Origin of the sequence: Duganella sp. CF458 (assembly GCF_900113115.1) — a bacterium.
Classification (GTDB): domain Bacteria; phylum Pseudomonadota; class Gammaproteobacteria; order Burkholderiales; family Burkholderiaceae_D; genus Rugamonas.
This window is the reverse complement of the sequence record NZ_FOOF01000018.1, coordinates 21449-40563: the sequence shown is the minus strand read 5'-3', so window position 1 is coordinate 40563 and position 19115 is coordinate 21449. Positions and strand designations below refer to the sequence as shown.

Sequence of the window (19115 nt, the reverse complement as noted above, 5' to 3'; positions counted from 1 at the left end):
AAAATGGGGACGTACCCCATTTTTCAGGCAACACCAACCAATACCAACTGACTGAGAAAATCATGAGCGACGTAAAGAAAGTAGTCCTCGCCTACTCCGGCGGCCTGGACACCTCCGTGATCCTGAAATGGCTGCAGGATAACTACCAGTGCGAAATCGTCACCTTCACCGCCGACCTGGGCCAGGGTGAAGAGCTGGAACCGGCACGCGCCAAGGCGCTGAAGTTCGGCATCAAGCCTGAGAACATCTTCATCGACGACGTGCGCGAAGAGTTCGTGCGCGATTTCGTGTTCCCGATGTTCCGCGCAAACACCGTGTACGAAGGCGAGTACCTGCTGGGCACCTCGATCGCACGTCCGCTGATCGCCAAGCGCCTGATCGAAATCGCCAACCAGACCGGCGCGGACGCCATCTCGCACGGCGCCACCGGCAAGGGTAACGACCAGGTGCGCTTCGAACTGGGTGCCTATGCACTGAAGCCAGGCGTGCGCGTGATCGCTCCATGGCGCGAGTGGGACCTGCTGTCGCGCGAAAAGCTGCTGAAATACGCGGAAGACGCCGGCATCGCCGTCGACATGAAGCACAAGAACGGCGGCGCGCCGTACTCGATGGATGCCAACCTGCTGCACATCTCCTTCGAAGGCCGCCACCTGGAAAATCCGAGCGCCGAAGCCGAGGAATCGATGTGGCGCTGGACCGTCAGCCCCGAGGCTGCACCGGACCAGCCTGAATACCTGGACATCGAATTCGAAAAGGGCGACATCGTCTCCCTGAACGGCAGCCGCATGTCCCCCGCCACCGTCCTGACCGAACTGAACCGCCTGGGCGGCAAGCACGGCATCGGCCGCCTGGACCTGGTGGAGAACCGCTACGTCGGCATGAAGTCGCGCGGCTGCTATGAAACCCCTGGCGGCACCATCATGCTGAAGGCGCACCGCGCCATCGAGTCGATCACCCTGGACCGCGAAGTGGCCCACCTGAAGGACGACCTGATGCCACGCTACGCTTCGCTGATTTACAACGGCTACTGGTGGGCACCTGAGCGCGTTGCGCTGCAAACCCTGATCGACCACACCCAGGCAACCGTGAACGGTTGGGTACGCGTCAAGCTGTACAAAGGCAATGTGATCGTGGTGGCCCGCGATTCGAAGACCGATTCGCTGTTCGACCAGACCATCGCCACCTTCGACGAAGACGGCGGCGCCTACAACCAGGCCGACGCCGGCGGCTTCATCAAGCTGAACGCGCTGCGCATGCGCATCGCTGCCAACGCAAGGAATAAGCGCGGACAGTAAGCCCTGCCCCCGCTCCCCAAGACGGGCCGCTTTGCGCGGCCCGTTTTTTTTGCTACATTGCCTTGGAAGAAAGCCCCTCGTTCCCGGAGACCAGCGCATGAATAATCTAAGTATCAAAAATAAACTGTACATCGGCTTCGGCAGCATAGTGGCAATCATCTTGCTACTGTTAGTCCTGGCTTATAACAACTTCGGCAGCCTGACCGAAGCCAATAAATGGGACAAGCACACGATGGAAGTATTGATCGAGATTGAGCGCGTCAACAACGCGTCGCTGCAAATCCAGGTCGATGCGCGCGGCTATATCCTGACCGGCAACGAAAGCTTTATCGCCAGCGAAAAGGAAAATGCAGAACTGCTACGCCAGCACATGGCTAAAGCGATACAGCTTACCGCCGACAACCCCCAGCAAAACGAACGCCTGAAACGGGTGCAGGCTTTACTGGCAACTTGGGCCGATGTGAATATCCGGCGCCAAATCGACAAGCGCCGGGCGCTGGCAGACAGCAAGGGGGCAGCAGAAACTCTGGGGCAATCGGCGGAGCTGAAAGAGGCCAGCGCCATTGTCGGCAGCGCACGTGAGGTGCTGGAGCTGGCAGCCAATGAAGAGCGGCGCCTGTTGGCGGAGCGCAGCACAAAGGCCGTCGATTTGCATGCGAGCCAGAACAACTTGCTGCTCGGCGGCGGCCTGGCGGTGGTCGTGCTGTCGTTACTGATCGCCTACACGCTGGGGCGGGCAATTCTCGGCCCGCTGTCCAACCTGACCACGGCATTGGCGCGCCTGGGCAACGGGGAGCAAGCGGCCCGCGTCGCCGTTTCTTCGCGCGATGAGCTGGGCAAAGTGAGTGAAGACTTCAATAAAATGGCACAGTTGCTGCAAGAAGGAAGCCAACGCGAGCAGGCGCTGACCAACGAGCTGCGGTCCAAGGTCGACGCCCTCCTCGGCGTAGTATCGCGCGCCACCAGCGGCGACCTTACCGGCAAGATACCGGTGGCCGGCGACGATGCCATCGGCCAGTTGGGCGAAGGCCTGCAGCGCATGTTCGACAACCTGCGCCAGTTGCTGACCAATGTGCAGAAGGCCGGCATCCAGGTCACCACCTCGGCTACCGAGATCGCAGCATCGGCCAAGCAGCAGGAAGCGACCGGCGTCGAGCAGGCGCAGACTTCCGTGGAAGTGCTCAGCACCACCAAGGAGATTTCTTCGAATACTTCGCAGCTGCTGAAAACCATGGAAGACGCGACTGCCGTGGCCGACTACACGACCAGCGCAACGTCCGAGGCGCAAGGCAACCTGCGCCGCATGGACCAGACCATGCAAAACATGGTCAACGCGACCGATTCGATCAATGCCAAGCTGGCGGCCCTGTCAGAGAAGGCTTCCAATATCAACTCCGTGTTAACCACCATCACCAAGGTGGCCGACCAGACCAATATCCTGTCGCTGAATGCCGCCATCGAGGCCGAGAAGGCGGGCGAAGCGGGCCGCGGCTTCTCGGTGGTGGCAACGGAGATCCGCCGCCTTGCCGACCAGACCTCGGTGTCGACCTGGGATATCGAACAGATGCTGAAGGAAATGCAGTCGGCGGTGTCGGCCAGCGTGATGGGCATGGACAAGTTCTCGGAAGAGATCCGCCGCAGCGTGGGCGAAGTGCGCCAGGTGACCGACCAGTTGTCGGCTGTGATGGACCAGGTGCAAAAGCTGGCGCCGCAGTTCGACGCCGTGTTGCAAGGCATGCAGGCGCAGGCGGTCGGCGCGCAACAGATCACCGAAACCATGATGCAGCTGAACGATGCCACCCAGCAGACCGTCGAATCGCTGAAGGCCACCAGCGAAGCCGTGCACCAGTTGCAGTACGCGGCAGGCGACCTGCAATCGAGCGTCTCCACTTTCGCCGTGAACGCATGAAGGTATTAGTCTTCCACATCGGCGCCGACCGCTACGGCCTGCCGTTGCGGCAGGTGCGGCGCGTGCTGCCCTTGCTGGAACTGAAGGGCATTCCCCTGGCGCCGGACAGTGTGGCGGGCTTATTGAACCTGCACGGCGATCCGATGCCGGTGATCGACCTGTCGCGCATTAGCGGCGGTGCGCCGTCGCGGCAGCATTTCGACACGCGCATCGTAGTGGCCGATTACGCGGCGCCCGATGGCACGACACATGCGCTGGGCTTGATGGCTGAGCGCGTGCAGGGGGTTCAGGAGGTATCGGCGCAAGACCTGGCGCCGAGCGGCGTGCAAGCCGCTCCTTTCCTGGGCCAGGTGGCCGGCGACGCCAAAGGCATGGTGCAACTGGTCGAGGTCAATGACTTGCTGCCTGCCGAGTTGCGGGCGCGCCTGTTCCCCGCGGAGGCCGCCGCGGGATGAACGTACTCTCCACATTGCGCCGCCTGACCGGCCTGAACCTGGCCCGCAACACGGTCGAACAGGCCGTGAAGCGGCGCATGGAGGCGACCGGCGCAACGACCCGCAAGGCGTACGCCGACAAACTCGACGAGGCGGAATTGCGCGAGCTGGTGGAGCTGGTGGTGGTGCCGGAGTCCTGGCTGTTCCGCGATCCCCAAGCCTTTGCCGCGGCAGTCGGGTTCGTGCGCCAGCGGCTGGCCGGGGGGGCGCGGATCGTGCGCATCCTCTCCGTGCCTTGCGCCGGCGGCGAAGAGCCTTATTCCATGGCGATGGCCTTGTGCGATGCAGGCGTAAGGCCGCAGTCGTTCGTGATCGACGCCATCGATATCAGCGCCGCCTGCATTGCGCGCGCCGAAGCGGGCGTGTTCGGCCGCAACGCGTTTCGCGGGCAGGACCTGTCCTTCCGCGACCGCTATTTCACCTGGCTTGGCGAGGACGAGCAATACCGCATCAACGAGGCCCTGCGCGCGCGCATCCGTTTCAGCCAGGGCAGCCTGCTGGAGGGCGAACTTGGCACGGCGCGGCAATACGACGTGATCTTCTGCCGCAACCTGCTGATCTATTTCGACGAACCGACAACCGCCGCCGCCATCGAACGCCTGGCGGCGCACCTTGCCAACGACGGCATGCTCCTGGCGGGCTACGCGGAAGTGCCGTCTTTCGTCCGGCATGGCTTTGCGCCGCTACCGCACCGCCAGGCTTTCGCCCTGCGCAAGGACATCAAGCGATCCGGCGCCCCAGCCGGCGCTGCCCTGCCCTTCAGCGCCGCGCTGCCCCCTGGCGCCGCCCGCCCGCGTCCAAGCGGCGCGCCCGGCTTCCCAAACGCCCAGGGCGCCAGCGTACATCCCATCGGGAAGTCGCCCACTACGGCAGCAGTCACGCCACGCATTCCCCATGCCAGCCGCGCCGGCGCATCCGCAACGCCGCCCATGATAGCGGCCGGCGACCGATCGCTGCTGGCGCACGCGCGCCAGCTGGCCGACGCCGGCAAGTTGCTGGAAGCCGAATCCGCCTGCCGCGAATTCCTCGCCCAGCAACCCGAGTCGGCCGAAGCCTGGTTCATCCTCGGCATGCTGGCCGCGACTGCCGGCAAGCCGGCCGATGCCGAAGCGCACCTGAAACGTTGCATCTACCTGCAGCCCGACCATTACGAAGCCCTGTGCCACCTGGCCCTGCTGCAAGAGCAAGGCGGCAACAGCAGCGCCGCCGCCACGTTGAAGGCACGCGCGGCGCGCGCATTCCAGCGCCAGCAGCCACAGTGATAGCCGACGAAAACAATGACTGATCAAATCCAAGACATGGACGCCTGCTGGAACCGAATCGGCGTCGCCGGCGACCATAGTTGCGAGGTGCTCGACCAGGCTGTCCATTGCCGCAATTGCGAGGTATATGCCGACGCCGCCGTGCGCAACCTGCAACGTCCCGTCAATCCCGGCTACCTGCGCGAATGGGCCGAACACTTCCGCGCCCCGCAGGACCAGGGCGCGCGCCAGGACAGCTCCTGCGTCGCCTTCCGCATTGGCCGCGAGTGGCTCGCCCTGCCGACCAGCATGTTCCAGCAGATCGCGCCGAAAGCCATCCCGCACCGCCTGCCGCACCGCGATGCACGCGGGCTGCGCGGCGTGGTGAATGCCGGCGGCAAGCTGTATCCCTGCATTTCGCTGGCCGAGCTGCTGGGGATCGACGAATCGGGCGGCGAGGCGATCAGCGGCCGCCATACCTTCGCCCGCCTGCTGCTGGTGCAATGGGAAGCCCAGGCCTACGCCTTGCCTGTGGCGGAACTGCACGGCATCATCCGCTACGCCGCCAGCGCACTGAAACCGCCTGCCGCCACCATCAACAAGGGCATCGAGCGTTACCTGGCCGGCGTGCTGCCGCACCAGGACCTGCAGGTCGGCTGCCTGGACGACAGCCTGCTCGGCTACCAACTCGCGAGGACCTTGCGATGAGCGACAAGAAGGATGACCTGAGCCAGTTCTCCATGCTGGACCTGTTCCGCATGGAGGCCGACAGCCAGACCCAGCTCCTGACCGACGGCCTGCTGGCCTTCGAGCGCCGCAACGATCCGGCCGCCGTGGAATCCATGATGCGGGCCGCGCACTCGATCAAGGGCGCCGCCTCCATCGTCGGGCTGGAAATGATCGTGCAGCTGGCGCACGGCATGGAGGACGCATTCATCGCCGCCCAGGCGGGCAAGCTGAAACTGACGCCGAACCGTGTCGATGCCCTGTTGGCGGCGGTCGACCTGATCGTGCAGTGCTCGCGCGTCAACGACGACCTGGATGGCTGGCTGGCGGCCAATGGCGCTCAAGTCAGCAAGACCATGAACGATGTGCAGGGTATTGCCTTCCTGCCGGAGCCGGTGATGCTGCAGTCCGCAATGCCCGCAATGCCCGCAGTACCCGCAGCACCACCTGCTGCGGCATCCGCGCCTGCACCGGCGCCAGTACCGGAAGCGCCGGCCGACGGCGCTGGGGAGCCGGCCATCCCCGGCCGCAGCCTGCCGCCGATGAAGAACGCGCAAAACTTCGACCGCCTGCTCGCGCTGGCCAGCGAAGCGCGCATCAACGCCCACCAGCTGCATCCCCTGATCCAGGGCATGCAGCGCTACAAGCGCAACCAGGCCACCCTGTTCGCCGTGCTGGAAGACGTGATGGAAGCCGCCTCCCACACCAGCGATCCGACGCTGAAGGAAAAGGCCCTGCTGGCGATCCAGAAAAGCCAGCCGCTCAAGCAGTTCATGCTCGAGCACATCACCGACATGGAAAACTACGAACGCCGCCTGCTGATGGGTTCCGAGAACATGGTCGATGAAGTGCTGTCCCTGCGCATGCGTCCCTTCCGCGACGGCATCCAGCATTTCCCGCGCATGGTGCGCGACCTGGCCCGCAACCTGGGCAAGGACGTGGTGCTGCTGGTCGAAGGCGAAGACACCCTGGTCGACCGCGACATCCTGCTGCGCATAGAAAGTCCGCTGAACCACATGCTGCGCAACGCCGTCGACCACGGCATGGAAACCGCGCAGGAAAGGCTCGCCGCCGGCAAGCCTGCCACCGGCACCATTGTGATGGAAGCCCGCCATCGCGCCGGCATGCTGAACATCGAGATCAGCGACGATGGCCGCGGTGTCGATCCGGACAAGATCCGCCGCACCGTCATCGAGCGCAAGATGGCCACCGAGCAGATGGTGGCCGCCATGTCGCATGCCGAGCTGATGGAATTCCTGTTCCTGCCGGCCTTCAGCCTGAAAGGCGGCATCACCGAAATTTCCGGCCGCGGCGTCGGGCTGGACATCGTGCACGACACCATCCGCCAGCAGAACGGCACGGTGCGCATCGAGTCCGAGCTGGGCAAGGGTTTCCGCACCTCGATCACCCTGCCGCTCACGCAGTCGATCGTGCGCGCCCTGGTGGTGGACGTCAAAGGCGAAGCCTATGCCGTCCCCATCGTCAAGGTCGAACGCGTCATCATGGTGCCGCAGGGTGCCGTGCACACGCTGGAAAACAAGCAGTTCTTCGACCACGACGGCGAGCATCTTGGCCTGGTGGCGGCCGCCCAGGTGCTGGAACTGGGCGATATGCAGCATGCCGAGGAAATGCCGGTGATGGTGATCGGCAGCGCCACGCGCCGCTATGCCCTGGTGGTGGACAAGATCCGCGGCGAACAAAGCCTGGCAGTACAGGCCATCGATCCGATCTTCGGCAAGATGCGCGATATTTCCGCAGCCGCCCTGCTGGACGACGGCGAGCCGGTGCTGATCCTGGACGTGCCGGACCTGTTGCTATCGGTTGAAAAGCTGCTGGAAGAAGGCGGCCTGCATCAACTGACGCGCGCAGATCACGCGGGACGGCGTAGAATGAAACGCATCCTTGTCGTGGACGATTCGCTTACGGTGCGCGAAATGGAGCGCAAACTGCTGGTGGGGCGCGGTTTTGAAGTGGACATCGCGATCGACGGCATCGATGGCTGGAACGTGGTGCGCAGCGGCGATTACGACCTGGTCATCACCGACGTCGACATGCCCCGCATGGATGGCATTGAACTGGTCACCCTGATCAAAAAGGACCTGCACTTGCATAAGCTGCCCGTCATGATCGTTTCCTACAAAGACCGGCCCGAAGACCGCGCGCGCGGCCTGGCTGCGGGGGCGGACTACTACCTGACCAAGGGCAGCTTCCACGACGAGACACTGCTGGATGCGGTGTCCGACCTGATAGGCGAAGCTTACCAATGAGGATCGCCATCGCCAATGATGTTCCGATGGCGGCTGAAGCGCTGCGGCGCGTGGTCGCCAGCACGCAGGAACACCAGGTGGCATGGATCGCCCGCACCGGCCTGGAAGCGGTGCATAAGTGCTCCGTCGACCGGCCCGACCTGGTCCTGATGGACCTCAATATGCCGGAGCTGGACGGGGTCGAAGCGACGCGCCGCATCATGGAAGAATGCCCCTGCGCCATCCTGGTGGTGACCGGGCGCCCACAGGACAACGTCAACCAGGTGTTCCGCGCCCTGGGCGCCGGGGCGCTCGACGTGACGGCCACCCCGGTGCTGCAGGGGAAGCAAGGCGGCGACGCCGAACTGCTGCACAAGATCAAGACCATGGACCGGTTGATCCGCCACAGCGGCGGCAACCAGTCCATGCCGCCACGCCGCAATGCGGTTTTGCCGCAGCCGCGCGAAGCGGCACTCGATACCCTGGTGGCCATCGGCGCCTCGACCGGCGGCCCGATGGCCATCTCGCGCATCCTCGCCGGCTGGACGCCGCCGGCCAATTGCGCCGTCGTCGTGGTACAACACATCGACGAAAACTTTGCCGACCATTTCGCCAAGTGGCTGTCGGAACAACTGGCCGTGCCCGTGCGCGCGATCGAACATCGCACAGCGCTGCAGGGGGGCATTGTGATGGTCGCCAAAAGCAACGACCATCTTGTGCTGGATGAAAAGCACCAACTGGGTTACGATGCCAACCCGAAGGAGTACGCCTACCGGCCTTCAGTCGACGTGTTTTTCAACTGCGTGGCACAGCACTGGAAAGGCGACGCGTTCGGCGTGCTACTGACCGGCATGGGGCGCGATGGCGGCGAAGGCATGCTGGCACTGCGCCGCGCGGGCAAGAACACCATCGCCCAGGACCAGGCCAGTTGCGCGGTATATGGCATGCCGCGCGCCGCGATAGAACTGGATGCGGCGCAAACCATCCTGCCTCTCGATAAGATCGGCCCATTCCTGCGAAGCTCGATCGGAGGCAAACTGATTTGAAGGAAAGCGATGCCTGACGTACTCACCTTGAACCTGGAAACCGAGCCAAGCCTGACCCATTTCAAGGTACGCGTGCTGCTGGTCGACGACCAGTTGATCATTGCGGAAGCGGTGCGGCGCATGCTGGCCGACCAGGACGATATCGAATTCCACTTCACCACCGACGCGCGTGAAGCCATTGCCAGCGCCAATTCGCTGCAGCCAACCGTGATCCTGCAGGACCTGGTGATGCCGGAGGTGGACGGTTTTGAGCTGATCCGCCGCTTTCGCGCCGAGGAGACGCTGGCGCAAGTGCCGATCATCGTGCTGTCGGCACGCGAAGACCCCAAACTGAAAGCGCACGGCTTTGCGGTCGGCGCCAACGACTATCTGGTCAAGCTGCCGGACAAGCTGGAATTACTGGCGCGCGTACGCCACCACTCGAACGCCCACATCCACCGCCTGCAGCGCGACCAGGCTTTCCGCTTCCTGCGCGAGAGCCAACAGAAACTGGCTGCTGCCAACGTGGAGCTGCAAAAGCTGGCCGCACTCGACCCGCTGACCGGCATTTCCAACCGCCGCCGTTTCGATGAAACCCTGGTGCTGGAATGGCAGCGCGGCCAGCGCGACAAGACGCCCCTGTCGCTGCTGATGGTGGACGTCGACTTCTTCAAGCAATACAACGACAACTACGGCCATCCGGCCGGCGACCTGGCGCTGAAGAAGGTGGCGGCGGTGATGACCGAGAACCTGAAGCGCCCGGCCGACCTGGTCACGCGCTACGGCGGCGAGGAATTCGCCATCATCCTGCCCGAGACCGACAATGCCGGCGCCATGAATGTCGCCAACGCCTGCCTGCGCCAACTGGAGAAGCTGGAGATCGAGAACGCCAACGTCCTGCCCCACGGCGTGCTGACCATGTCGGTTGGCGTACGGACGATCGTACCGAGCAAGCAATCGTCGTGGAGTGAACTGGTCGCGGCAGCCGACCGCGCCCTCTACGCCGCCAAATCCGGCGGCCGCAACCGCGTCGTCAACGCAGAATGAAAGTCGGGGTCAGCTCTGGCAACAGGACATTTTGCGCAGCAAAATGTCCTGTTGCCAGAGCTGACCCCGACTTTCAAATGAAGACTGGCTCGGGTTCGAGGGCTACGCCGTAGCGCGCGGCGACGTCGGCCTGGATGGCGGCGGCCAGGGCCTGGACTTCGGCACCGGTGGCACCGCCGTTATTCACCAGCACCAGGGCCTGTTTCGGGTACACGCCGGCTGCGCCCAGCGACTTTCCTTTCCAGCCGCATTGGTCGATCAGCCAGCCCGCTGCCAGCTTTTCGCTGCCGTCCGCCTGGCGGTGGTGCACCAGGGCCGGGAACTGCTCCAGCAACCGGGCGCAATGTTCGGCGCTGACCACGGGATTCTTGAAGAAACTGCCGGCATTGCCGATGTGCGCCGGATCCGGCAGCTTGCGGCGGCGGATGGCGATCACGGTGTCGGCTACTTGCTGCGGGGTTGGCGCGGCCAGGCCTTGCTCCGCCACTGCGTTGGCCAGTTCGGCATAACGCAGGTTGGGCTGCCAGGCGCGCGGCAGCGCAAAGCTCACGTCCAGGATGATCAGCTCGCGGCCTTCGTGCTTGAAGATGCTGTCGCGGTAGGCGAAGCGGCATGCGGCGCCGTCCATTTCCCGCACTTCGCCGCTGGCCGGATCAAACGCCTCCAGCGACAGGAAATAATCCTTGGTTTCCGCCCCGTACGCCCCAATATTCTGGATCGGAGCAGCGCCCACCGTACCCGGGATCAGCGACAGGTTTTCCAGCCCGCCAACGCCTTGCGCCAGCGTCCATTGCACGAAGTTGTGCCAGGTTTCGCCGGCTGCAGCGCGGACGTGGTGGTGCGTCGGCGTGCCGGCCAGGATCTCGCGGCCTTCCAGCGCAATGTGCAGCACCAGGCCGGGGAAATCGCGCGTCAGCAGCAGGTTGCTGCCGCCGCCCAGCACCAGGCGCGGCATGGCGGCCAGTTGCGGATCGGCTAACGCGCTGCGCAACAGCTCCACCGATGTCACGCGCAGGTAATGTTTGGCGCGTACATCAATACTGAACGTATTTAAATGCTTCAGTGGGTAGTCGTGCTGGAGAAAATCGGGGAAAGGCATGGGCAGATCAAGTTTTTGCTCGATTATAGTGCAATTGTGACAAAAACGACCGAGCGTTCGCTTGTTTGTCCGTTAAAATGTCGCTTCTTTTGAATCCGCCCTATGGGCGGTTGCTTCATTGTAAAGGAAAGAATATGCCATCGTTTGACGTAGTATCCGAAGCGGACATGATCGAAGTGCGCAACGCCGTCGATCAAAGCAACAAGGAAATCTCGACCCGCTTCGACTTCAAAGGCAGCGATGCGCGCGTAGAACAAAAAGAAAACGACCTGACGGCATTCGCCGATTCGGAGTTCCAGCTGAGCCAGGTACGCGATGTGCTGACCAACAAGCTGGCCAAACGCAAGGTCGACGTGCGCTTCCTCGACGAAGGCAAGGTAGAGAAGATTGGTGGGGACAAAGTCAAGCAGGTCATCAAGGTGAAGAATGGTCTCGATACCGAGACCGCCAAGAAAATCACCAAGGTAATCAAGGAAAGCAAGATGAAGGTCCAGGCCAGCATCCAGGGCGAGTCGGTACGTGTGAGCGGTGCCAAGCGCGACGACCTGCAGGCTGCGATGCAGCTGCTGCGCAAGGACGTGCCGGACACGCCACTGGAATTCAACAATTTCCGCGATTGATCGAAGGACTGTAATGAAACGTGTTGACGATTTCCGCCTCAAGTTTGGCGACGAAGAGTATGTGCCAATCATGATCGGCGGGATGGGCGTGGATATTTCCACGACCGAACTGGCGCTGGAAGCAGCGCGCCTTGGCGGCATCGGCCATATTTCCGATGCGATGGTGGAGGATGTTTCGGACCGCAAGTTCGACACCACCTTCGTCAAGGACAAGACCCGCCTGTACAAGCACAACATCAATAATATGGACAAGTCCGAGGTGCAGTTCGACCTGGGACGCCTGGCCGAAGCACAGCGCCGCCATATCGGCGACACCATGCAGCGCAAGGAAGGCCCCGGCCTGATCTTCGTGAACTGCATGGAAAAGCTGACCATGAACGGCCCCAAGGAAACCTTGCGCACCCGCCTGAACGCGGCGCTGGACGCGGGCATCGACGGCATCACCCTGTCGGCCGGCCTGCACTTCGGTTCCTTCGCCTTGATGGCAGACCACCCGCGCTTCCGCGAAGCGAAGCTGGGCATCATCGTGTCCTCCGTGCGTGCGCTGCAGATCTTCCTGCGCAAGAACCAGAAGCTGAACCGCCTGCCCGACTACGTGATCGTGGAAGGTCCGCTGGCCGGCGGCCACCTGGGCTTTGGCCTGGAAGACTGGAAGGAATTCGACCTGCACCAGATCGTGCAGGAGATCCTGGACTACATGAAGGCGGAAAACCTGGACGTTCCAGTGATCGCCGCAGGCGGCGTCTTCACCGGCAGCGATGCGGTGTCCTTCCTGGAAATGGGTGCGGCCGGCGTGCAGGTGGCGACCCGCTTTACCGTGACCAAGGAATGCGGCCTGCCGGAAGACGTGAAACAGGAATACTTCAAGGCCAGCGAAGAAGACATCATCGTCAACGGCGTGTCGCCGACCGGCTATCCGATGCGCATGCTGAAGAGCACCCCTGCGATCGGCGCGGGCATCCGTCCCGGCTGCGAATCCTATGGCTACCTGCTCGATGCAACCGGCAACTGCGCCTACATCAATTCGTACAACCGCGAAGTGGTGGCCAACGGCGGCAGCGACAAGGGCATCAAGGTGATGGACAAAACCTGCCTGTGCACCCATATGCGCAACTTCAACTGCTGGACTTGCGGCCACTACACCTACCGCCTGAAGGACACTTCTTTCAAGAAGCCGGATGGCTCCTACCAGATCCTGACTGCGGAACATGTGTTCAAGGACTACCAGTTCTCGACCGATAATTCTATAGCTTTACCTGAACAAGACTTCTAATTCGCTGGAAAAAAATGGGGACGTACCCGCTTTTTTTGGGGTACGTCCCTTTTTTTTCAGCGAATCAGCCTTCCTTGTTGATGCGCACGATCAAGGCGCCCAGCACATCCTCCGCCATTTCGTTCTCGACCTGGCACGTCCCGGCATTCTCATGCCCGCCCCCGCCGTACTCCAGCATCAGCGCCCCGATATTGGTCTTCGAGGTCCGGTTCAAGATCGATTTCCCGGTGGCGAACACCGTATTCTGGTTCTTCAGCCCCCACAGCACGTGGATCGAGATATTCTGCTCAGGATACAGTGCATAAATGACAAAGCGGTTACCCGCAAAAATCGTCTCTTCATTGCGCAGGTCCAGCACCACCAGGTTCTGATGCACGCTTGAGCAGCGGCGGATCTGCTCCTTGCACTTCTCGGCGTGGTCGAAATACAGGTCGCTGCGCTCCTTCACATCCGGCAGCGCCATGATCTCGCCGATCGAATGCGAGCGGCAGTAGTCGATCAGGTCCATCATCAGGTTGTAGTTCGATATGCGGAAATCGCGGAAGCGCCCCAGGCCCGTGCGCGCATCCATCAGGAAGTTCAGCAAGTCCCAGCCTTGCGGGTCCAGGATCTCGTCGCGGTTGAATTGCGCCGAGTCGCCCTTGTCCACCGCCAGCATCATGTCGTTCCAGGCCGACGGGAATTTGTTGCCGCCGCCGTAATAGTCATACACCACGCGCGCTGCCGAAGGTGCACTGGGGTCGATGACGTGGTTCTGCCGGTCGCCCGTATTGCGGATGGTTTCGGACAGGTGGTGGTCGAACGCGAGATGGGCGCCCGATACGTAAGGGAGGTTGGTGGTGATGTCGCGGCTGGTGATCGCGATTTTCCCATCCTGCATATCCTTGGGGTGCACGAACAGGATCTCGTCGATCAGGTCCAGGTGCTTGAGCAGCACCGCGCACACCAGGCCATCAAAATCACTGCGGGTAACAAGGCGGAACTTCATGGAAGGCACCCCTATCGCTGATGAATTGGAAGCCAATATTACCGTGATCTTTCAAAGCCTGTCGAGCCGCCCCGCAAAGTCGTCCGCGCGCATTTGACCAATCACATACTCGACGAAAGCGCGCGTCTTGGCCGGCAACAGTTTCTTGCTGGAGTAGTAGATGGAGAGCGCGCCCACCTCCGCATGCCAGTCGGGCAGCAGCCGCACCAGTTGGCCCGACTCCAGCAGCGGCGCCGCATGGGGGCCGGGCAACAGGGCCACACCCAGGCCCAGGCAGGCCGCCTGCGCCATCGCCTCCGGATCATCGAAGGTGGCAACCGCCCGGAATTCGGCCACCGCCTCCTCGCCGCCGGCATTGCGCAGCAGGTATTCGCGCAGGCGCCCGGTTTCGGCCGAGCGGCGCGCAATGCCCTGCCAGCCCGCCAGCTCGGACGGATGGCGCGGCAGCTTGCGCCCAGCAAGGTAGGACGGCGCCGCCGTGACCAGGATGCGCGGCCGCCCCAGCTCGCGCGCCACCACACCCGGCGCCAGCTCGATGCCGCCGCCGATGGCGACGTCGTAGCCCTCCCCGATCAGGTCCACCGTGCGGTTGTCGAATCGCCAGTCGTGCTGCACGCCCGGATAACGCTGCAGGAAGCCTGTCAACAGCGGCAGGATGTACATGCGTCCCACCCCGTGGGCCACCGCCACCTTGAGGGTGCCGGCCGGCTCGCCTGCATCCTGCGCGGCGCCGGCGATGGCGCCCTGCAGTTCGGCCAGCGGAGCGCGCACCTGCTGCAGCAAACGTTCACCGGCCTCGGTCAGCGCAAGCCGGCGCGTGCTGCGCTGGAACAGGCGCACGCCAAGCCTTGCCTCCAGGCGCGCCACGTTCTTGCTGACCGCCGCCGGGGTCAAGCCCAGGCGGCGCGCGGCCCCGGAAAAGCCGGCGCATTCGGCGCTCTGCAGGAAGGATTCGAGCAGGTTCAGTGGCTCCATTTAATATATTTAGTTGAAAGTGATACTCGATATTACCAGCTAGTCGACATGCAATGTCGCGGCCATACTAGCTCCATCCCAACCCAATCAGGAGCAAATCATGAGCAAGATCGCATTCGTCACCGGTGGTTCCCGCGGCATCGGCGCCGCCATCGTGCGCCGCCTGGCCAACGACGGCGCCACCGTCGCCTTCACCTACCAAAACTCGGGCGCCGCCGCCGACGCGCTGGCCAGCGAAATCGGCGCTGCCGGCGGCAAGGCCCTCGCGCTGAAAGTCGACGCCACCGACGCCGCCGCCACCCGCGCTGCCATCGACGATATCGCCAAGCGCTTCGGCCGCCTCGATATCCTCGTCAACAACGCCGGCGTGCTGCACCTGGGCGACGTGTCCGAACTGACGCTGGACGATTTCGACCACACCATCGCCGTCAATGTGCGCGGCGTGTTCGCAGCGACGCAGGCGGCAGTGGCGCACATGAAGGAAGGCGGACGCGTGATCAATATCGGCAGCACCAACGCTGAACGCATGCCCTTCGCTGGCGGTTCGATTTATGCGATGAGCAAATCGGCGCTGACCGGCCTGGTGCAAGGCCTGGCGCGCGACCTGGGCCCGCGCGGCATCACTGTCAACAACGTGCAGCCTGGCCCGGTCGATACCGACATGAATCCGGCACAGGGTGACTTCGCCAAATCGCTGCACGATTTGATGGCGATCAGGCGCCACGCGCGCGGCGAGGAAATAGCCGCAATGGTGGCCTACCTGGCCAGCGAGGAGGCAGCTTACGTGACCGGTGCCGGCCTCAATATCGACGGCGGATTCGCTGCCTGACCTTCCGGGTAAAGCCGCGCCAGCACGTGCGCCGTGATTGCGGTGAGCACGGCGCTGGCCGGCGCCAGGTCGCGCTCTTCCTGCTCGCGCAGGGTTTGCCACAGCGCCTTCATTTGCGCCTCATGCAGTAGCACCGCCTGCTCCACCTCTTCCTGCCAGAACGGCGGCGCCTCGCTTTCAACGAAGTTGCCGCGCCCGCGGCCAAAGTGCGCCACGGCGAGATAACGCAGCACGCTGGACACCAGCAGGGTGCGTAGGAAATCGTCTGAAAGCGACATGGTCGGCACTTCACGCTCCATGCCGACATTGAAGCCCCAGGCCGCGCCGGCAAAAGTCAGCGCGCCGATCACGCCGCCCAGCAATGCGCCGGTGCCCAGCGTCAGGCCGCCGGCGGCCAGGTCGGCCGAGAAGCCGGTGGCCGCGCCCGAAACGATGGCCCCCAGCAATGCTGCCTGTCCCTTGTCCACCGGCGCCAGCACCACGAAGTTGTTGCTGACACGGGCATTGATCTTGGGCGCCTCGCTCGGGTCGAGCTTGTGCAGTGCCAGCAGGTTGACCGTCGCCTGGCCGATGGCCAGGTTGAGCCGCGCCACCAGCGTGTTCATGGCGCGGTCCTGGCGCTTGCGGTCCTCGCCCTTGCCGATGCCGATGATCTTCAGCGCCGATGCGATCATGCCGCGCTCCACCGTTTCCACGATCTGCTTGTCGTGCGCGGCATCCGCCAACTGGTGCGCCATCACCGCCATCGACTGCTTGAAGCGGCGCGCATTGGTGTCTTCCCAAACCGAGAACAGGCGCTCGTAGCCTTGCTGCTTTTCCGGTCCGACCAGGGCGCCGAGCGCATCGTAAAACACGCGCTCATGCACCCAGCAACGGGCGAAGGCATCCAGCGGCAGCACCTCGCGCACCTGGCCGAATTGCAGCATGACGTCCTTCCAGCGCAGCAGTTCGGCCTGTTCTACGGGCAGCGGGCGTGGCGGTCCCATCTGGTTCAGCAATACCAGTACCGGCTTGCCCAGCCAGTCGAGGATGCGCATTTCAGCCGGAATATAACCGGCATCGCCCGGGTTCTCGGTCGAATTGACCAGGTACAGCACCACATCGGCTTCGTCGCGCGCGGTGCGCACGGCCTGCTGGCTAAGCCAGAACGGGCGGTCACGGTAGCGGTCCACCACTTCGCGCAGGAACCAGCCGATCGGGTTGCCGGTCAGCGCCAGGCGCTTCATCAGGCGCAGGGAATCGCCGAAGCCCGGCGTATCCCACAACATCAGGCGGTCGCCGCCTTGGGTCGTCATCAGCGCATGCGATTCGGCCAACGTGGTGACGTGGGCGGCGTCGCGCACCTGTCCCACATCGGTGCCCAGCAGGGTACGGGCCAGCGTGGTCTTGCCGTTATTGGTGTGGGAAACCAGCGCAAGCTGGATGGTGACCGGTGCGCCCGTCATGCTGCGTTTCCGCTGACTTCCGCAGGGGCCAGCAAATCGACCACCTTGGGTTCGGCGCCATGCAGGATGCAGAACTCACGCCATAATTCGATGCGCTCACTCAAGCGGCTGCCATCCATGCGCGCGGCCAGCGCGGACTGGTCGAGCAGCGCGACCAGCTTGCGTCCCTTGCCCAGTGCAGCCAGGAAGACGCCATGGTTTTCCTGCTCGGGCGTGGCGGCAAGGCCGAACAGGACAGCGTTCGTCACCCCCTCGCCCGCCTCCAGGGCCGGCGCTTCGCTGCCGTAGGCCGCAGGCGGCAGCAGGCGCACGCGGGCTTGCTCTCCCAGCATTTCCTGCGCCACCGTGTCCAGGCCCTTGCTGCGGGCCTCGTCCACGGTCAGGCTGTAAGGCAGCACGCGCAGCAGGCCCGGCTCGCCGCCCGCCGACACGCCAAGCTGGTGGAAGTAAGGCTGGTCCAGGTCGAGCGGGAAGCGGCGCCGCAGCCAGAGCGCGCGTGCGGCAGCCATGGCGCCCAGTACCAGGCGCGGCAGGACCACGTACAGCAGCAGGCTGGCGGCGTACAGGTTCACCCAGCGCGCGCCGTTGCCGTGACGTGCGTCGCCCCAGTTCTGCAAACCCATCACCTCGTCAGCGGTGAAGCCTTCCAGGCCGAATATCCGCTCCGCGGGCGCGAACAGCAGCGACAGCAGGCGATAAACCTGCCATGGGTCGAGGAAGGTGCTTTCCCAGCCTGCTGCATAGCGTTCGACAATGCCGCGGGCATACAGCGACAGTATGGCGCCGATGGCAAACGCCGCGGCCGACCAGTGCAGGATGCGCGCAATGCGGGCCAGGTTCAGGGGTGCGCCCAGGCGGGCCCAGTCCAGCATGAATTGCAGTACCCCGCCCGCCAGCGCATGCGGCAGCCGGCGCGGAACATGCCCGCTGCCCAGCGCCATGCGGTTGGCCAGGCCGCGCCGCAATCCGGCCCGGCGCGCGGGCAGCAGGGCCCACAGCACCAGCAGCAGGTAGGCCAGCATATTCCAGGCGATGATCCCCAGCAGCGGCATGGACAGCAGGTCGACGCGATGCGGGTCGCCAAAGCGCTCGGCCATGCCGCCAGCCAGCAGCGCCGCCAGCGGCAGCAGCAAGCTGGCCCCCCACATGCCGCTATGCCCTCGCGTGACGGAGCCGAACATCTTGTGGCGCGCAGCCAGGCGCTTGAGCAGTTGTTCGGCGCGATGGTAAAGAAAATCCGGCAGCGTGGATGCCGAACGCTGCTCGGCCGCCTGCCAGTGCGCCAGTTCGCGCGCGGTGCGGCTGGCGAACTGGCGGTCATCGCCGGTCAGCACTTCCTTGTGCTGGTCGGCTTCTTCGATCGCCTTGACCAGCATGATGGCGCGGGCAGTCTTCTCGTTCATCATCCCTCCAGGCAGGCGCCCGCCTTGCCGCCCTGTAGCGGGATGGGCTGGCCAGGCCGTTCGACCTGGTAGTACAGGCCGATAATGCGCCAGCCGTCGTCCGCGCGGAACAGCTGGATGCTGTTTACTCCCGTGAAATTCGCTTTCGGTGCACTGCGATCATTGCGCGACTCGACGACGCTGTAGACGGTGGCAAAACGGTCGTACTGGCGCACCTCGCGCGCCACTTCGCACTCATGGAAGCCCTTTTCGTCGACACGCCCGATGCCGGCGGCGAAATCGGCGCCTCGCGCGACCGACAGCGCGGCAGCGCCGTTGCTGTAACGGGCGCCGTAGACCATGGCGTCGGGGTGGAGGATGGCGCGCAGCGCCGCTTCATCGCCGGGCTGGCCGGCGTCGTGACTCAGTGAGCGCCACAGCGCGGCCACCGCCTGCTCCGGCGTGGCGGGAGTGGCCATTAAGGCCGCAGCAAGAATGATTGCATTCATGCATTGAGTGTA

General features: G+C 63.7%; 17 protein-coding genes. 11 read left to right on the top strand and 6 right to left on the bottom strand.

Annotation, left to right across the window (positions count from 1 at the left end; all coding sequences use genetic code 11):
* The first annotated feature begins 62 nt into the window (after window positions 1-62).
* The 8 genes from BM269_RS24015 (at window position 63) to BM269_RS23980 (ending at window position 9983) form a co-directional block, all read left to right on the top strand.
* Window positions 63-1295: an argininosuccinate synthase gene (locus tag BM269_RS24015; RefSeq protein WP_090443293.1), complete on the top strand. Its 1233-nt coding sequence runs from the start codon at window positions 63-65 to the stop codon at window positions 1293-1295.
* A 97-nt stretch (window positions 1296-1392) separates the two neighbouring features.
* Entirely contained in the window at window positions 1393-3204 is a 1812-nt protein-coding gene (locus tag BM269_RS24010) for a methyl-accepting chemotaxis protein (RefSeq protein ID WP_090443290.1), read from the top strand.
* The gene (locus BM269_RS24005; protein ID WP_090443287.1) at window positions 3201-3659 is read left to right on the top strand and encodes a chemotaxis protein CheW; all 459 of its coding nucleotides are present in this window, start codon (window positions 3201-3203) and stop codon (window positions 3657-3659) included. The genes BM269_RS24010 and BM269_RS24005 overlap by 4 nt, the downstream gene beginning before the upstream one ends.
* Entirely contained in the window at window positions 3656-4960 is a 1305-nt protein-coding gene (locus tag BM269_RS24000) for a CheR family methyltransferase (RefSeq protein WP_090443284.1), read from the top strand. Before BM269_RS24005 ends, BM269_RS24000 begins: the two co-directional genes overlap by 4 nt.
* A gap of 15 nt (window positions 4961-4975) precedes the next feature.
* A complete protein-coding gene (locus tag BM269_RS23995) occupies window positions 4976-5647 on the top strand; it encodes a chemotaxis protein CheW (RefSeq protein ID WP_090443281.1) in 672 nt (223 codons plus the stop codon).
* Window positions 5644-7932: a hybrid sensor histidine kinase/response regulator gene (locus BM269_RS23990; protein WP_090443278.1), complete on the top strand. Its 2289-nt coding sequence runs from the start codon at window positions 5644-5646 to the stop codon at window positions 7930-7932. Before BM269_RS23995 ends, BM269_RS23990 begins: the two co-directional genes overlap by 4 nt.
* A complete protein-coding gene (cheB, locus tag BM269_RS23985; protein WP_090443275.1) occupies window positions 7929-8957 on the top strand; it encodes a chemotaxis-specific protein-glutamate methyltransferase CheB in 1029 nt (342 codons plus the stop codon). The genes BM269_RS23990 and cheB overlap by 4 nt, the downstream gene beginning before the upstream one ends.
* A 9-nt stretch (window positions 8958-8966) precedes the next feature.
* Complete coding sequence (locus BM269_RS23980) at window positions 8967-9983, top strand: diguanylate cyclase (protein ID WP_090443272.1); 1017 nt, start codon at window positions 8967-8969, stop codon at window positions 9981-9983.
* 73 nt (window positions 9984-10056) lie between these two features.
* Here BM269_RS23980 and murB read toward each other — a convergent pair whose 3' ends face one another.
* Entirely contained in the window at window positions 10057-11082 is a 1026-nt protein-coding gene (murB, locus tag BM269_RS23975) for a UDP-N-acetylmuramate dehydrogenase (protein ID WP_090443269.1), read from the bottom strand.
* Between the two features lie 134 nt (window positions 11083-11216).
* Here murB and BM269_RS23970 point away from each other — a divergent pair, with 134 nt between their 5' ends.
* A complete protein-coding gene (locus tag BM269_RS23970; RefSeq protein ID WP_090443266.1) occupies window positions 11217-11702 on the top strand; it encodes a YajQ family cyclic di-GMP-binding protein in 486 nt (161 codons plus the stop codon).
* 13 nt (window positions 11703-11715) lie between these two features.
* Entirely contained in the window at window positions 11716-12975 is a 1260-nt protein-coding gene (locus tag BM269_RS23965; RefSeq protein ID WP_090443263.1) for a nitronate monooxygenase, read from the top strand.
* A 64-nt stretch (window positions 12976-13039) separates the two neighbouring features.
* Here BM269_RS23965 and BM269_RS23960 read toward each other — a convergent pair whose 3' ends face one another.
* Complete coding sequence (locus BM269_RS23960; protein WP_090443260.1) at window positions 13040-13963, bottom strand: exopolyphosphatase; 924 nt, start codon at window positions 13961-13963, stop codon at window positions 13040-13042.
* Between the two features lie 51 nt (window positions 13964-14014).
* Window positions 14015-14938 (bottom strand): LysR family transcriptional regulator, encoded by a 924-nt coding sequence (locus BM269_RS23955; RefSeq protein ID WP_090443257.1) that lies wholly within the window; start codon window positions 14936-14938, stop codon window positions 14015-14017.
* A 100-nt stretch (window positions 14939-15038) separates the two neighbouring features.
* Here BM269_RS23955 and BM269_RS23950 point away from each other — a divergent pair, with 100 nt between their 5' ends.
* Window positions 15039-15767, top strand: a complete 729-nt coding sequence (locus BM269_RS23950) for an SDR family oxidoreductase (protein ID WP_090443255.1) — start codon at window positions 15039-15041, stop codon at window positions 15765-15767.
* Here BM269_RS23950 and BM269_RS23945 read toward each other — a convergent pair.
* From BM269_RS23945 to BM269_RS23935, 3 genes are read right to left on the bottom strand one after another with little or no spacing between them, the layout of a single operon-like run.
* Window positions 15719-17212 (bottom strand): DUF3482 domain-containing protein, encoded by a 1494-nt coding sequence (locus tag BM269_RS23945; protein ID WP_090443252.1) that lies wholly within the window; start codon window positions 17210-17212, stop codon window positions 15719-15721. The genes BM269_RS23950 and BM269_RS23945 overlap by 49 nt on opposite strands.
* On the bottom strand, window positions 17209-18615 hold the full coding sequence (locus BM269_RS23940; RefSeq protein ID WP_090443249.1) for a DUF2868 domain-containing protein: 1407 nt from the start codon (window positions 18613-18615) through the stop codon (window positions 17209-17211). The genes BM269_RS23945 and BM269_RS23940 overlap by 4 nt, the downstream gene beginning before the upstream one ends.
* On the bottom strand, window positions 18615-19073 hold the full coding sequence (locus BM269_RS23935; RefSeq protein WP_090443246.1) for a hypothetical protein: 459 nt from the start codon (window positions 19071-19073) through the stop codon (window positions 18615-18617). Before BM269_RS23935 ends, BM269_RS23940 begins: the two co-directional genes overlap by 1 nt.
* Between the last annotated feature and the right edge of the window lie 42 nt (window positions 19074-19115).

Bases quoted from the DNA above. Each gene is read 5' to 3' on its own strand.
- BM269_RS23990 (WP_090443278.1), top strand. From the start codon at position 5,644: ATGAGCGACAAGAAGGATGACCTGAGCCAGTTCTCCATGCTGGACCTG.
- BM269_RS23980 (WP_090443272.1), top strand. From the start codon at position 8,967: ATGCCTGACGTACTCACCTTGAACCTGGAAACCGAGCCAAGCCTGACC.
- BM269_RS23950 (WP_090443255.1), top strand. From the start codon at position 15,039: ATGAGCAAGATCGCATTCGTCACCGGTGGTTCCCGCGGCATCGGCGCC.
- BM269_RS23955 (WP_090443257.1), bottom strand. From the start codon at position 14,938: ATGGAGCCACTGAACCTGCTCGAATCCTTCCTGCAGAGCGCCGAATGC.
- BM269_RS23945 (WP_090443252.1), bottom strand. From the start codon at position 17,212: ATGACGGGCGCACCGGTCACCATCCAGCTTGCGCTGGTTTCCCACACC.
- BM269_RS24000 (WP_090443284.1), top strand. From the start codon at position 3,656: ATGAACGTACTCTCCACATTGCGCCGCCTGACCGGCCTGAACCTGGCC.
- BM269_RS24015 (WP_090443293.1), top strand. From the start codon at position 63: ATGAGCGACGTAAAGAAAGTAGTCCTCGCCTACTCCGGCGGCCTGGAC.
- BM269_RS23995 (WP_090443281.1), top strand. From the start codon at position 4,976: ATGACTGATCAAATCCAAGACATGGACGCCTGCTGGAACCGAATCGGC.
- murB (WP_090443269.1), bottom strand. From the start codon at position 11,082: ATGCCTTTCCCCGATTTTCTCCAGCACGACTACCCACTGAAGCATTTA.
- BM269_RS23940 (WP_090443249.1), bottom strand. From the start codon at position 18,615: ATGAACGAGAAGACTGCCCGCGCCATCATGCTGGTCAAGGCGATCGAA.
- BM269_RS23935 (WP_090443246.1), bottom strand. From the start codon at position 19,073: ATGGCCACTCCCGCCACGCCGGAGCAGGCGGTGGCCGCGCTGTGGCGC.
- BM269_RS24005 (WP_090443287.1), top strand. From the start codon at position 3,201: ATGAAGGTATTAGTCTTCCACATCGGCGCCGACCGCTACGGCCTGCCG.
- BM269_RS23965 (WP_090443263.1), top strand. From the start codon at position 11,716: ATGAAACGTGTTGACGATTTCCGCCTCAAGTTTGGCGACGAAGAGTAT.
- BM269_RS24010 (WP_090443290.1), top strand. From the start codon at position 1,393: ATGAATAATCTAAGTATCAAAAATAAACTGTACATCGGCTTCGGCAGC.
- BM269_RS23960 (WP_090443260.1), bottom strand. From the start codon at position 13,963: ATGAAGTTCCGCCTTGTTACCCGCAGTGATTTTGATGGCCTGGTGTGC.
- BM269_RS23970 (WP_090443266.1), top strand. From the start codon at position 11,217: ATGCCATCGTTTGACGTAGTATCCGAAGCGGACATGATCGAAGTGCGC.
- cheB (WP_090443275.1), top strand. From the start codon at position 7,929: ATGAGGATCGCCATCGCCAATGATGTTCCGATGGCGGCTGAAGCGCTG.